The 14846-nt window shown below is 54.9% G+C and carries 13 protein-coding genes; 5 read left to right on the forward strand and 8 right to left on the reverse strand.

Annotation, left to right across the window (positions count from 1 at the left end; translation table 11 throughout):
- Position 1 precedes the first annotated feature (1 nt).
- The 5 genes from FEE96_RS05615 (at position 2) to FEE96_RS05635 (ending at position 4917) form a co-directional block, all read left to right on the forward strand.
- Positions 2-994 carry an ABC transporter ATP-binding protein gene (locus FEE96_RS05615; RefSeq protein WP_138162027.1) on the forward strand — a complete coding sequence of 331 codons (993 nt, stop codon included), beginning with the start codon at positions 2-4 and terminating at the stop codon, positions 992-994.
- Complete coding sequence (locus tag FEE96_RS05620) at positions 991-1989, forward strand: ABC transporter ATP-binding protein (RefSeq protein WP_138162028.1); 999 nt, start codon at positions 991-993, stop codon at positions 1987-1989. Before FEE96_RS05615 ends, FEE96_RS05620 begins: the two co-directional genes overlap by 4 nt.
- On the forward strand, positions 1982-3799 hold the full coding sequence (locus FEE96_RS05625; protein ID WP_138162029.1) for an aminopeptidase P family protein: 1818 nt from the start codon (positions 1982-1984) through the stop codon (positions 3797-3799). The genes FEE96_RS05620 and FEE96_RS05625 overlap by 8 nt, the downstream gene beginning before the upstream one ends.
- 155 nt (positions 3800-3954) lie before the next feature.
- Entirely contained in the window at positions 3955-4521 is a 567-nt protein-coding gene (locus FEE96_RS05630) for a TetR/AcrR family transcriptional regulator (RefSeq protein WP_138162030.1), read from the forward strand.
- Complete coding sequence (locus tag FEE96_RS05635) at positions 4522-4917, forward strand: hypothetical protein (RefSeq protein WP_138162031.1); 396 nt, start codon at positions 4522-4524, stop codon at positions 4915-4917. It begins immediately after the preceding gene.
- Positions 4918-5129: 212 nt separating this feature from the next.
- Here the strand turns inward: FEE96_RS05635 and FEE96_RS05640 are convergent, their stop codons facing one another.
- From FEE96_RS05640 to FEE96_RS05675, 8 genes are all read right to left on the reverse strand, one after another.
- Positions 5130-5444, reverse strand: a complete 315-nt coding sequence (locus tag FEE96_RS05640) for a hypothetical protein (protein WP_245227147.1) — start codon at positions 5442-5444, stop codon at positions 5130-5132.
- A 628-nt stretch (positions 5445-6072) separates the two neighbouring features.
- Positions 6073-7689 carry a GMC family oxidoreductase gene (locus FEE96_RS05645; protein WP_138162153.1) on the reverse strand — a complete coding sequence of 539 codons (1617 nt, stop codon included), beginning with the start codon at positions 7687-7689 and terminating at the stop codon, positions 6073-6075.
- A 23-nt stretch (positions 7690-7712) separates the two neighbouring features.
- Complete coding sequence (locus tag FEE96_RS05650) at positions 7713-8723, reverse strand: zinc-binding alcohol dehydrogenase family protein (RefSeq protein ID WP_138162033.1); 1011 nt, start codon at positions 8721-8723, stop codon at positions 7713-7715.
- Between the two features lie 40 nt (positions 8724-8763).
- The gene (locus FEE96_RS05655; protein WP_212744740.1) at positions 8764-10260 is read right to left on the reverse strand and encodes an FGGY-family carbohydrate kinase; all 1497 of its coding nucleotides are present in this window, start codon (positions 10258-10260) and stop codon (positions 8764-8766) included.
- Entirely contained in the window at positions 10253-11095 is an 843-nt protein-coding gene (locus tag FEE96_RS05660; protein WP_138162035.1) for a class I fructose-bisphosphate aldolase, read from the reverse strand. The genes FEE96_RS05655 and FEE96_RS05660 overlap by 8 nt, the downstream gene beginning before the upstream one ends.
- A complete protein-coding gene (locus FEE96_RS05665; protein ID WP_138162036.1) occupies positions 11086-12816 on the reverse strand; it encodes a glycerol-3-phosphate dehydrogenase/oxidase in 1731 nt (576 codons plus the stop codon). Before FEE96_RS05665 ends, FEE96_RS05660 begins: the two co-directional genes overlap by 10 nt.
- Before the next feature lie 60 nt (positions 12817-12876).
- Positions 12877-13872 carry an aldo/keto reductase gene (locus FEE96_RS05670; protein ID WP_138162037.1) on the reverse strand — a complete coding sequence of 332 codons (996 nt, stop codon included), beginning with the start codon at positions 13870-13872 and terminating at the stop codon, positions 12877-12879.
- Entirely contained in the window at positions 13862-14842 is a 981-nt protein-coding gene (locus FEE96_RS05675; protein ID WP_138162038.1) for a sugar-binding transcriptional regulator, read from the reverse strand. The genes FEE96_RS05670 and FEE96_RS05675 overlap by 11 nt, the downstream gene beginning before the upstream one ends.
- Between the last annotated feature and the right edge of the window lie 4 nt (positions 14843-14846).

Genomic DNA, 14846 nt, shown 5'->3' on the forward strand with positions numbered 1-14846 from the left:
AATGAGTGATACCCAGCCAATACTTGAGGTCGAGAACCTCTGCACGACTTTCACTCGGGGGGGCGTCGCACTCCCCGCGGTGCGCGATGTTAGCTTTAATGTCGGCAAGGGAGAAGTGCTTGGTCTTGTTGGTGAAAGTGGATCCGGCAAGAGCGTCACCCTGCGTTCTATCCTCGGTCTATCGCGTCGCTACGGCGATGTTACCGGCAGTGTTAAATGGATGGGGCAGGATATTGCTCAGATGCCGGAACGCAAATTGCGCCACATCCGGGGCCGCGACATTGCGATGATTTTTCAGGAACCGATGACCTCGCTTAACCCGCTGTTGACGGTAGGCCTGCAACTGACCGAAACCCTGAAAGCCCATACTGACATGGGCCGTGCCGCCCGCCGTGATCGCGCGATCGAAATGCTGGATCACGTAGGCATTCCAGCCGCCGCCTCGCGGCTGAACGAATACCCGCACCAGTTTTCCGGAGGCATGCGTCAGCGGGTGATGATTGCTATCGCACTGGCGGCTAGCCCGAAGCTGTTGTTGGCCGATGAGCCAACCACGGCACTGGATGTCACCATTCAGGCGCAAATCCTTGATCTGATCCTGTCACTGGCGGATGAGTTGGAGATGGGGGTGATCCTAGTTACCCACGATCTTGGTGTTGTCGCCCAGACCTGCAAAAGGGCTGCAGTCATGTATGCCGGGCGCGTTGTCGAACAGGGTGATGTGCGCCAGGTTTTGCGCGCGCCGCGCCATCCCTACACCGTGGGCCTGATGCGCTCAGTACCGCAGGATGTTCCGCCGCGCAGCCAATTGTATACGGTGCCTGGCACCCCTCCCAGTCTCGAAGCACTACCGCAAGGATGCGCTTTTGCGCCTCGCTGCCAAGGCCGGACCGAAGGCTGTCTTGTCGCGCGCCCGCCGCTTGAAGCCATCGCGCAGGGCCGGTCGGTTGCCTGTTTCAATCCTGTCATCGATGCACAGGGAGCCGCCGCATGACCCAGCCCGTAATGGACATCAAAGACATCGAGCTGGAATTCCAAGGGTCCCGTACACTCATCGACTTTGTAAAACAGCGTCCGGGGCGGGTTGTTCGGGCGCTCAATGGCGTCAGCCTGCAGCTGAACAAGGGAGAGACCCTTGGCGTGGTAGGGGAATCCGGCTGCGGAAAGTCAACACTGGCCCGTTGCATCGTACGTCTTTACGAACCCAAACGCGGTTCCATTCACTTTGATGGCAAAGACATTTTCGCTGCGGGTGCAAAAGCTGACCGCAGCTATAACCGCCGCGTTCAGATGATGTTTCAGGACCCGTACTCGTCTCTTAATCCACGCATGACCACTGGACAGATCCTGTCCGAAGCTCTCAGCGTGCACAAGATGCGGCCGGAAGGCGAGATTGCGTCGCGCGTCGCTGAATTGTTGGATCTTGTTCGCCTGCCACAGGATGCAGCGGGCAAGCTACCGCATGAATTCTCCGGCGGGCAACGCCAACGTATCGCTATCGCCCGGGCATTGGCGGTAGAGCCTGAGGTGCTGATCGCTGATGAGCTGGTGTCAGCGCTAGACGTTTCCGTGCAAGCGCAGGTGGTCAACCTGCTGCTGGAACTGCAGGACCGTTTGAACCTGACAATCCTGTTTGTCGCCCATGACTTGCGTCTGGTCCGCCATGTCTCGAACCGCGTGGCAGTGATCTATCTGGGCCGAATTGTCGAAGTGGGAGATAGCGAAACGCTGTTCTCCAACCCCTCACACCCCTATTCGCAAGCCCTTCTTAGCGCCGCACCGTCCCTTGATCCCGACGACAAAGGGAGTGCGATCCGACTTCAAGGTGAGTTGCCTTCTCCTTTGAACGTGCCACCGGGTTGTCCCTTTCATGTGCGTTGTCGCCATGCGACCGATTTTTGCAAAATTGAAGTACCAGAGCTGCGTGCGTTACCGGGTCGCGGTGAAGTCGCTTGTCACCACGCTGAAGAGGTCAGTGAAAATGCCTGATACTTCTATTCCTACGGCAGCTCAGCATATTGCAGCCTTGCGTACCGAGATGTCTGCACGAGGTTTGGACGCCTTTATCATTCCGCGTTTTGATGCACATTTGGGGGAATATGTAGCACCTCATGATGAACGGTTGAAATTTATCACCGGCTTCTCTGGATCGGCCGGCATGGCCATCGTCACACACGGCACCGTCGCGGTTTTTGTTGACGGGCGCTACACAGTGCAGGTTGCAAATGAATGCCCAGGTGATCTGTTTACACATTGGCATTTGCACGATGCACCGCCAGCGCAATGGTTGGCAACAAATGCTATGTCGGAATGGGCTGTAGGGTTCGACCCAATGCACTTGCCAACCACATGGCATGACCAGTTCCATCAGAGCTGCACCAATGTGGGGGCCAAGCTTGTATCGCAAAACAGCAATCCAGTGGATGTGATTTGGCACAATCAACCCACGCAGCCAAAGGGGCTCATCTCAACCTACCCGCTGCAATTTTCCGGTAAATCCAGTGCGGATAAATTGTCAGACCTGACGGCGCACATGGTGAACGCTGGCGCAGATTTCTTTGTCGAAACCCAGCCAGACAATATTGCCTGGCTTATGAATGTACGCGGCGAGGACCTAACTTACACTCCGGTACCACATTCCTTTCTTCTGGTGGAACAATCGGGACAGGTATTCTGGTCCGTCGATCAGTCGAAATTTGATGATCTGGTGCACGATAGTATTCCCGAAAAAGTTGTGGTCTTACCGCAGGGTGATTTTCTAAAATCAATTTTAGAACGGGTTGGTGTTGGTAAAGCCGTTTTGCTGGATCCCGGGTTTTCACCCATTGCTGTACGCTTGGCACTTGCTGATGTTCAGGCGGTTGAAGTCAATGAAACTAGCTCTCTGACTTTGGCAAAGGCCAAAAAGAACGCGACAGAACTAGAGGGGATACGCGCCTGTCATGTCCAAGATGGGGTTGCTTTGACGGAATTCTGCGCCTGGATTTCCAAAGCTGTCCCTATGCTATCTGCCACCGGAAGTCCGTTACGTGAACGCGACGCAGAAGAAAAGATCCTTGCCTTGCGCAAGGCCCGACCTGGTTTCATTTGCGAAAGCTTCGACACGATCTCGGCCGCTTCGGGTAATGCCGCCATGTGCCATTACTCCACAACCCCTGAGCAGAATGCGCCAATCCTGCCTGAAAACCCTTATCTACTGGATAGTGGTGGCCAATACGACACTGGCACAACCGATGTGACCCGTAGTTTCTGCTTTGGGGCGGCCTCCGAAGAGTACCGGCGGGCCTACACTGCTGTCTTCAAAGCATTTCACGCACTGGCCACCCTGCGTTTTCCCAAAGGCACACAAGGCCACCATATCGACGCAATCTGCCGTCGTCCGCTTTGGGATCTAGGGCTGGACTATGACCATGGCACCGGTCATGGGATTGGTCATTGTCTTTCAGTTCATGAACATCCCCACAGGATTGGCAAAGACGTAAATCCTGTCGATCTTGTTCCGGGAATGGTCCTTTCGATCGAGCCCGGGTTTTATGCAGCTGACCAATTTGGCATCCGTATTGAAAATCTGTTTGAAATTGTCGAGGAAGCTGACGGGTTTCTGTCCTTCCAAAACCTGACGTTTGCTCCGATCCAGACCGATATGCTCAACCTCAGCAGCCTGAGCCCTTCAGAGCTGGATTGGTTGAACACTTATCACGAAGAGGTGGTCAGCAGATTGTCGCCCTTTCTAACCGAAGCTACACGTGACTGGTTGGTTTCTGTGTGCAGTGCCTTGGCTCTGTCAGAGGCCCATTAGCTTCGTAACACTTAAATGACTGAATTGTTTGGGCTTTGCGACCTCGAAGCCCAAACAACTACCCAAGACCTCGCAACCACGTAAATGCAAGAACGATCTTGCGCATCGTTGAGCTAAACTATACCTGACAGTATAGAAGTCCAAACTGGTGTAACATGCCTCCTAAATCCAAACGCATATCTAGGGACACCTGGCTGCAAACCGGCCTTATGCTGCTAAAGACAGAAGGACCCACCGCCCTAACGGTTGATCGGCTCTGTAAAGAAGTGGATCGCTCCAAGGGTTCATTCTACTTCCACTTTGGTTCGATTGATCCCTACAAAGAGACGCTGCTCCTCTATTGGGAGGTACAGCACACACAGATGGTCGAGGACTATGTTGCCTCGCAACCCGACCCGCAGGCACAGCGTATTGCCGTCCCAATCATTGCTGCGGAACTCGACGACGGGGTGGAACGCTCCATTCGAGTTTGGGCTCATACCGAGCCCCCTGCCCGCCAGCTGATCGCAAGGGTCGATGCACGTCGCATCGGGTTTGTAGCGCAGTTGATTGCAAAAACTGACGGGCTGGAACTGACAAAGGCGCGTGAATTGGCCACCATAGAGTATGCGGCATTTCTTGGCTTTCAACATTTAATGAGCGGCTCTACCGCGGAACAACGTCAATCGATGTTCCAGCGCGTATTGCGCCTGATTTCCCCTAACAATTCGAAAGACACCTAAATGACCAAACTTTTCCTTACCACGACGCTTCTCGCGGGAGTGTTGCAGTGCTACTTGAGCTATGCGCTCCTTACTGACCCTGAGGCTATGATTGCATCCTTTGGTCTGCCAACCGATGCATCAGTCGCGTTTGTCGCCCGCCGCGCCGGTGCGATGTTCCTTGGCCTAGCGGCACTTTCTTTTGCTGCAGCGTTTCTATATCGCAATCAGAAGATTGCAGCTCTGGCTTTGGCGATGCCTTGGCTTTGCTTGGCGCTGCTTGGCAGTTATGAACACATGCGTGGAGCTGTGGGAGCGGAGATCTACCCAGCGCTTGTAATCGAAACGACTTTTGCCGTGCTTTTCCTGTTGATTGGCCTGTTCCTACGAGACCACACAACTGCCAAAGCCACCTAAACGTCTCCTGCAGTCAATGTTTCTGATCGACCTTAACAGATGCGCCTGTCAGCTTTCCAATGTGGAGCACGTAGTGACCGGTCAACAGATCTGACTTGTGTTTCTAGCTGGAGCGCCGTTTCACGCGTTAGATAGCCAACGAATAAACCCCGACCATTGGGCCGGGGTTTATCGGAATATCGAACCGCCTTTAAGCGTCAGTTGCAACAAGATTACGCGTCGTTACCCTGTGGAGGCAAAGCCTCAGCTAATTCTTCCCAAGACCGTCCTGACGCCACAAGGCAAGTCTGACCAGTTGGGGTCGTCACCGTGATAGTCCAAGTGCCGGTACTGGAAGAGGCAAAGGTTTCGATGACCATTCCCTGTTCACCCAAGCCAATGCTTTGACGACTTTCGCCATATGTATTGGCCAACCGTTCGATAACGGCATCACGCGGGGCACATTTTCTATTTTGCTGAGCGGTTGCTTGCTGGGCAACCATTACGGTGAGACCAAGGCTCATTGTCAATTTAATCATAGTCTTCATCATGGCTTTTACCTTATTTTTGACTGCTGATGTTGCTCGGACGTTTGAACATTTGAAAGTTAGCTGAACTAAAGATTCTCCTAGGAGGCGGTGACGCAGCCCCTGACAGCTGCGCGCTTTGAAGACCTGTTCTCGCGGCACATCCGCAAGAAAACATTCGTTTTTGTACTCGAGCTCTTGCTGACCAAGGTGGCCTGCATAAGGGTTACATCGTGTTGCTCTTGCTCTTTGGCGTGTTTGGCGTGTTTGGCGAACATGACGGGCTCCCTTTTGTTAGTGTGCCTCTCTGCAATTAAAATACATAAAATTGTCACTATTTGTCTATTAGTGCATAAGTCGAACAATCCCGTCTTTCGAGTTTTCGGCCTGTCCAAAAGGATAGTTCGCCTCACCAAAATGCAGGCGAGCTGCCTTGCTGTCCGCAAAAAGGCAACAATGACGGCGACAATTTTTTGAACTTTTCCACACAAACATCACCCCCACGAAACAAATGATCTCGTGTTGCTACATGAACGTTAGCGGGCATCACTATTGTTCCCCTGAAACATGGACATGACCGGCCTGCTTCGCCGCTTTCAACTAGAAACACCATAACGCTGCCACTTTTCAGGTTTTCTAGATAGCCCGTTCAGCGTGCGTCATTGGAAATCATATCAGCGGCTTTTTCGGCGATCATAACCACCGGGGACGCGGTATTGCCCGAAACGATTTTGGGCATCACCGAAGCATCAACAATGCGCAATCCGTCGAGCCCACGCAGGCGCAACTGCGGGTCAACCACAGACTGCTCATCACTGCCCATTCTGCAGGTGCCCACAGGGTGGAAAATGGTGGTGGCGATATTACCGGCTTGCTGCAAAATCTCTTCATCTGTCTGCGTCTCTGGGCCAGGCAGGATCTCTTGTGGCATGTGAGGGCTTAGCGCCTTGGCCGTCATAATTTGACGCGCTTGCTTGATCGACTGCACCGCTATGCGCCGGTCTTTTTCTGCTGACAGGTAGTTCAGACGGATATTTGGCTGCTTGCTACTTTCGGCGCTGTTAATATGACAGTCGCCGACGCTTTCAGGGCGCAGATTACACACTGATACTGTAATTGCCGGAAACGGGTGCAACGGGTCACCTAATCTATCGGTGGACAGCGGTTGCACATGGTATTCCAGATCGGGCATCTCTAGCGACGGATCTGATTTGGTGAACATACCAAACTGGCTGGGCGCCATCGACATTGGCCCACTTTGGGTTAGCGCATATTGCATCGCAATCCGCGCCTTGCCAAACAGACTGTTGGCCATAGTGTTCAGCGTCTTGGCGTTCTCTAACTTGAACACAGTGCGAATTTGCAGATGGTCTTGCAGGTTCTCTCCGACTGCGGGCAAATTATGCTCTACATCCACCCCCAGCCCCCTCAGCAAGTCTGGATTGCCGATGCCTGACAGTTCCAGCACCTTGGGTGAGTTGATTGCCCCGGCGGCCAGCAGAACTTCAGCATTGGCATTGGCTTGCAGCAACTTGCCTTTGTGGCGGAACAGAACGCCAGTAACGCGGTAATTTTCGATCACCAGCCGCTCAGTCTCGGCCTTGGTGATCACACGCAGGTTGGGCCGTTTCATTGCCGGACGTAAAAAACCCTTGGCGGTATTCCAGCGCACGCCATTGTTTTGGTTGACCTCAAAAAAGCCGCTGCCTTCGTTGCTGCCATCATTGAAATCTTCGCGCGGCATAACTCCAAATTCCTTAGCCCCCACCTGCACCGCTCGCAGAATGTCCCATTCAAGCCGCTGCTTTGAGACCTTCCATTCCCCACCAGACCTGTGCAGATCAGTGCTGCCGCCGTGGTGATCCTCGGACTTAAGGAAATAGGGCAGCACGTCGTCCCAGGCCCAGCCAACATTGCCCAGCTGACGCCAATGGTCATAATCCGTGGACTGACCGCGCATGTAGATCATGCCGTTGACGGACGAACAGCCGCCCAGCACTTTACCCCGTGGATACACCAGACTGCGTCCATTCAGTCCGGGCTCGGGCACGGTTTTCATCATCCAGTCAGTACGTGGGTTACCAATACAATAAAGATAGCCCACCGGGATATGCACCCAATGGTAATTGTCCTTCCCCCCGGCCTCTAGCAACAACACCCGGTTTTTGGGGTTCTCACTCAGCCGGTTGGCCAACACGCAGCCGGCAGTGCCAGCCCCTACGATAATATAGTCATATTGCCCATCAAGGGGCTGCGCCTGCGCCATAGTCATTGATCCGAGTCTTGAGGTTAGTATTTGATCACCAGCTTGCCAATCATGGCAGCGCCTTCGATAATCTGATGCGCCTCTTTCAAGGTGTCCGAAGACAATCCATGGAGGACCTTGGTTTCGGTTGTGGCAATGGTCCCATCATCAACCATACGTGCCATGTGCGTCAGGATTTGCCCCTGCTTGTACATATCCGGCGTCCCAAACAGCGAGCGTGTGAACATCAGCTCCCACATCAGCGCGGCAGATTTACCTTGCAGCGCCGAAACATCCAGCTTTTCCGAGGTCTCGACAATGGTACCGATCCGGCCCTGAGGCGCGATCAACTCGCACATGGCATCCCAGTGCTGGGCGGTGTCGGCATATTGCACGATGTAATCGGACTGCTCGAACCCGGCCTGCTTCATATCCTTGACCAGATCCCGGTGGTTCACCACATGATGAGCGCCCATTTGACGGCACCATTTGGCCGTTTCAGGCCGCGAAGCTGTGGCGATTACTGTTGCATTGGTCAATTTGCGGGCAATCTGCGCGGTGATTGATCCAACACCGCCAGCGCCGCCAATGATCAGCAGTGAAAACGGAGTTTCGCCCTGCGGCACCTGCAACCGTTCAAACAGGATTTCCCACGCGGTTAGCGAAACCAGTGGCAGAGATGCCGCAGCTTCGGGAGAGACGCTTTTGGGTGCATGGGCGGCAATGCGGTGATCAACACATTGCAACGACGCGTAAGAGCCGGGGCGATTGGCATCGCCTGCGTACCACACCCGGTCGCCCGGTTTGAAACCGGTCACGTCAGCTCCGCATTCGACCACGATGCCCACCGCATCATAGCCAAGGATAAACGGTGTCTCATGTGGTGTGTCTAGAGCGGTGCGAATGCGCCGTTTGGCATCCGCCGGATTGACCGAGACTGCCTCGATCTCGACCAGTAGATCATTCACTTCTGGTTTAGGGTCCGGCAGGTCCACATCGAACAGGCTTTCAGCTTCTTCGATTGGTAGCGAATTCAAAAATCCAACAGCGCGCATGGCTGTACTCCTTACTTGTCAAACTTGATGTCGGTTAGTGTCAGGACTGGGTCCACAGCGGTTTCATGGCTTCGCTTAACTGCAGATATCGGCTGTAGCGTGTGTCATAATGGGACTGCATCGCTGCATCCGGCGTGAACGACGCGCGACTGCGGGTCATTGCCGCGATGCCAGCCTCGTAATCGGCAAACAACCCAGCTCCCAGACCTGCGCCGATGGCAGCCCCTAAGGCACCGGTTTCCTGTGCTTCGGCTACCGTCACCGGCACACCCAGCCCGTCGGCAAACATCTGTGGCCAGACCGGACTGCGGGACCCACCGCCGGACAGCACCGCCGAGTTGAATGCTACCCCAGCACCACGCAGCACCTTGATATGGCGGCGGTGTTCGAACATCACGCCCTCAAACAGTGCGCGCAGCATGTGACCTTCGCCATGCCAGCCGGCAATGCCATAGAACCCAGCGCGATATTCTGCCCCCTGCCCTGATCCATATAGGAAGGGGTGGAAATACGGATCGTCTGCCGCCGGCGTGACCTCTCCCACCTTTGCGTTGCAGTATCCAAACGGGTCGTCATGGTGTTCGCCACGTTCGATGAATTCACGAACATACCATTCCAGATTGGCAGCCGAGGTCGCGCTGGCCTCGATATTCACAAATCGGGCGCGGCCAAAACCAGCAACCATGAACACACCCGGATCCACCACAGGCTCGGATGAAAACACCTGATTGATGCTCCAGGTGCCACAGATGATCGAGGCTTGTCCTGCCTCAACCACCCCGGATCCCATCGCGCTAGAGACCACGTCAAAATACCCACCCACCACGGGTGTGCCATCGACCAATCCTGTGGCCTCGGCACTCTGGGTGCTGACTGTGCCCGCAACATCAGCGGGATCAAACAACCTGGGCAACATGCCGCAAGCGTCCTCAAGCCCATAAAGCGCCAGCAGATCGTCATCATAAACGCAATCTGGCATCCGCAGCAGCCCACAGCCTGACATGTCCGAAATGTCGCTTGTGCGTAGACCTGTCAATTTGAAGTTGATGAAGTCCTTGCACAGCATCACAGACCCAACCTGCGCATAGATTTCAGGGCGGTGGCGTTTGATCCAGGCCAACAACACAGGCGTTTGCGAGGGCCAGGGTTTTTGCAAGCAAAGCTCATGCATTGCATCACCTTGTACCTCGGCCAGTTCCGCCGCCAGATCCGCCGCACGGGTATCCAGTGACTGAATGCCGATCAGTGGTTCACCATCACGATCCACCAGATACAGACCATTGCCATGACCGGCACAGCCAACCGATGCAATCTGGCTTGGCTCGATACCGGCCGCATCAATACAGTTGCGGATCGCGGTTTTAGCATTGGCCCACAACTCGTTCAGGTCACGCTCAACATATCCCGGCTGCGGCGTGGAGGATTGCCCATCCAACGCATGCATTGCCACCTGACGTCCATGGAGATCAAACAACACTGCCTTGATCACAGTGTTGCCCGCATCCAGCCCCAGCAGATATCTCTGTTGATCACTCACGATTGTAAATGTCCCATGCTTCTTCGCCACTGGCGCCATTGTGGATCATCGCCATCAATGCAGCGACCACGGCTTTTGGATTGTCATGCTGATAGATATTGCGGCCATAGACCATGCCCTTGGCACCTTGATTGATTAACGCAGCAGACTTAGTCAGAACGGTTTTCAGGTCTTCCTTACCACCACCACGGACCAGAACCGGCACACGGGCTGCTTCGACAACTCGATGAAAATCCTCGGCATGTTCGGTTGGATCGGCCTTAATGATGTCCGCGCCCATTTCACTGGCCAGCCGGGTCAGCGTGACGATCTTGTCGGCATTGCCATCCACCTGATAGCCACCACGAATGTCATTGGGCAGCATCACCAGAGGCTCGATCATCAATGGCATGCCGTATTTTTCACAAGCCGCCCGCACCTTTGAGATGTTTTCGACGCATTGGCGGAACAGCTCGGGCTCATCCGGCAGCATGAACAGGTTGACCACCACCGCAGCCGCATCCATTTCCAGCGCTCCAATAATCGGCTCTTCCGCGTTTTGCAGCAGCGACCACATCACCCGGTGACGTTGATCGTTATAGGGGTTACCCATGTCGATCCGCATCACCAGCGCCGGTTTGTCCTTCTCAGGCCGAGCTTGCAGCAGATCAGCCTGACCATAGGCCATCTGAATCGCATCAGGGCGGGCATCGATCAGAGTGTTCACCACACCGCCCATGTCTTCTAGCCCAACCATAAAACTGGGTTCGTTACAGACCCCGTGATCAATCGCGACATCCAGACAGCCACCATTGGTGAACATCCGATTCATGCGGGCTTTGGTGCTTACACGCATTCCATTCTCCTTGATTTTGCATTCGGCTCTTGCTCTGACAGCAAGACACCGTGGAATTTTACCAACTCATCCAACAACGTTGCCCGCTCAGCGGCCATTTGATCTTGGTTCCAATCCAGATCCTTAGCCATCAGGTCTGCGATGGTATCAATCAGTGAAAGGCTTAACCGGCCCGTAATGGCCAGATCGGTGCGTCGAAGCACGATGTCGGACAGGTGCACAACATGTTCCCGTTGCACCAGAAACCTGATTTCTGAGGCTGTATAGGGACAATCCGACGCCAGCGTCTGATCATCCCCACCGGCAATGCTATATCTCATAAGCTCACGTGATCGGGTTCCATAAGCCTGCACCAGATGCTCGGCCCGGTCTGCCGATGGTGAAAACTCATGCATCAGCGCCCGCGCCATCGCGCCATCGCCCGCCGGGTAATCAGCCCCGCCACCAATGGGCAGATCAATTGTATCCCGCTTTCGAGGCTCATCCAGTTCGGCCAGCACCTCGTCCGCTGTCTGTTGCGCAAAGGCGCGAAAGGTCGTCCATTTGCCCCCCACCATACAGAACTGCGGCACAGTGCCGTCAATTTTATGGGTGAAATGCCCACGTGAAATGCGACCAGTAAAATCATGATCGCTGGACGGAAGCGGTCGAATGCCACTGTAGCTAAACACAACTTCATCCTCGCTCACCGGCACATCAGGAAAAATCAATCGAAGTGACGTAAGGATATAGTCCATTTCCTCCGGCTCGCAGCGGGTCCGCGAGGCAGCGGTCACCCGGATATCAGTCGAGCCAGCCAGCACCTTGCCCAAATAGGGAAACACAATGCAAACCCGGCCATCAGTGTTTTCAAAATACATCATGTGACCATCCAACGCCTTCAGCAGTGCCGGGTTCTCCAGAATCAGATGTGACCCCTTGGTGCCGGACACCAGGGGTGTTGGTTTGGCTTCCTGTGGTGACAGCTGCGCAATTACTTCGTCCAGCCAAGCCCCAGAAGCATTCACCACCGCCCGCGCCGTCACCGGTAATTGATCTCCAGTTTCCCGGTCGGTTACTGAAAACGCCCCATCCATTGGGTTCAATTCAGCATAGTTCACTGCAACTGAGTCTGGAGCCAGCTTTTCAGTATCAGTGATCAACTCCACCCCTAACCGTTCGGGATGTGAAATCCAGGCATCGTAATAGGTGGCCGAGAACAACAGCTTGCGGGTCAGATTTGGCCACTGCCTCCAGGTTGATTTGGCGCTGCGAAACTTATGTTTGGGCAAGATCCGACGCTTGCGGGTCACCAAATCATATAGGGTCAAACCGGCCTTGATCGGCAATGCGCCACGGTTCGACGGCTTGCCCGAGCCGCCAAAAAAACTGGCCGCCGCATTAAACAACCCGGAAAACAACGAGGTGATCGGTATCGTGGTTGGCAGTGGTCGCACCATATGCGGTGCGTTGCGCAACAGCGCATCCCGTTCTGCCAGTGACTCGCGTACCAGATCAAACTCGCCATTCTCCAAATACCGCAACCCGCCGTGGATCATCCGCGACGGTGCCGCGCTACAGCCTGAACAGAAATCCTTGCGCTCGACCAGCAGCACCCGCAGCCCTTGCACGGCCAACTCGCGGTAGACGCCCAGCCCATTGATACCGCCGCCGATGACGATGACGTCAAAGGCACCGTTATCGCGGATGCGCTGAAAGCTGTTGTGTCGTTGCGCAGACATAACTTCTCCGTTCGCCAGAGTAGCCCTCTGACGTTTCTTGGTTTTGGTTTTCAGTTCTGGTTAGCCGTCGAGGTTGGTCAAATGTGTCCCGGCGGCTGCGGTAATGGTTGCGATGTCCTGTTGTGAAAGTCTGATGCGTCCTGCGGCGGCATTCTCGCGGGCTTGGTCCGCGTTGCGGGCACCACAGAGTGAAAAGGTGATGCCGGGTTGCTGGACAGTCCAGGCAATCACCGTCTGCGCCAAGGTCGCGTTATGGGCATCGGCAACAGGCGCGATCTCTACCATCAAGGTTGCAATCTTTTGCCGGTTTGCCATTGAAAAGCGCGGGTTATCCTTGCGCTGATCGTCGCCCGTAAATTCCCGGTCCGGTCCAACCTTGCCACTTAGCAGCCCCAGTGCCAGCGACGAGTAGCTTAACGCCGACACGCCATTCTCGGCACACAATGGCAACAGCGAGGTCTCGATGTCGCGTTTGACCATGCTGTATTCTTCTTGGATCGCATCCAGCTGCCCCGCCGCAACATAGGCAGCCACATCTTCTGCACTGGTGTTGCTTGCCCCAATCGAGCGGATTTTGCCCTGCTGCTTCAGCGTTTCCAGCGCCTCCATCGTTTCGGCGATGGGGGTGGTCGGGTCCTGCCAGTGGGTGATGTAGTGATCGATATAGTCGGTTTTCAGCCGTGTCAGGCTTTGCTCAACTTCATAGATGATCGCATCTTTCCCCAGATAGCGGTGCACAGGTTGACCGTCATAGTCGAAGAAATGGTTGCCTTTCTGACTATGCCAGACCAACCCGCATTTGGTCACCAACACAACCTTATTACGGCGCCCAACAAGGGCCTTGCCGACAATCTCCTCGGCCAATCCCTGACCATAAGCAGGCGCAGTGTCGACCAGAGTGACACCTTCGTCTACTGCGGTCTGGATTGCTTCGATTGACTTCGCTTCGTCAGTGCCGCCCCACATCCAGCCGCCAATGGCCCACGTGCCCAGACCAATCACCGAGGCTTCGATCCCGGATGCCCCAATTGGGCGTGTTAGCATTTCATGCGACATGTTTTGACCTTTCCATAGTCTCGAGCACCGCGTTGACGGTCTCTTCGTCCAGGACCAGTGAATCCAGGAAATTTCCGTTCAGGACTGCCCGTATGGGCCGTGTTTTCTGTTCCCCGGCGGCAATGCCGATCACGGTGCGGCAGGCTTCCAGCTCGCTCGGATCCAATGCCACCAGACGCGAGTTCAGCTCATATTCAGCAAGACGTCCGTTTTCCCCGATCAGGTGTGCCATGAATTCTGCCGCCACCCCCATGCCGACCAGCATCTTGCGGTCCGCCTCAGGTACTGGGTTCAGGTCGTAATAACTGGACCCGCGTGGTTCGACCGAACCAACCCCAACCAGCGCCACATTGGCGCGGCGCGCCAGATCGAACACCTCTTTGGTCGAGGCCATGCTTTTCAGCATGTCGCGCTGGTTGCGGCTTTCGGCAAACAGCGGCGCGTGGATCAGCATCGGTGTGCCACCCAGCCTTTCGGCCATTTGCGTCGCAAGATGGTTCACATCGGTATAGAACTTGCCCTGCACCCCGCCAGTCAGCGGCACGACAGTCACATCTATATTACGCTCAGGTGACAGGTTCTCGACCACCGCACTCACCGCCTTGCCGCCGGTGATCGCAATGACATCACCATCACGGATGGTTTCAAGCAGCAAATTTGCAGCCGCCCGGCCAACCTGCTGTAGCGTGGTGTTCGGATTGCCCGACACTGTTGGTGTCACCATCGCACCATTAAGCGCGGTTGCCCCAACCAAGCGGTTTTCCAGATCTGCCAGCCGCTGAAACGGGCTTGTGACGTCAATCTTGACCATGCCCTGCTTGCGCCCCTGCGCAATCAACCGGTTCACCTTGGACGTTGACAGGTTCAGCCGCTTAGCAATCTCTGACTGCTTTAGGCCTTCGACGAAATGCAACACCAATACCGTATGGATCTGCCGAGAGAGTTCGAAATCTGGGATACGTTCTGACATGTCT

The sequence above is a fragment of the Parasedimentitalea maritima genome (genome assembly GCF_005771405.1).
In the GTDB taxonomy this organism is placed as follows: Bacteria; Pseudomonadota; Alphaproteobacteria; order Rhodobacterales; family Rhodobacteraceae; genus Parasedimentitalea; species Parasedimentitalea maritima.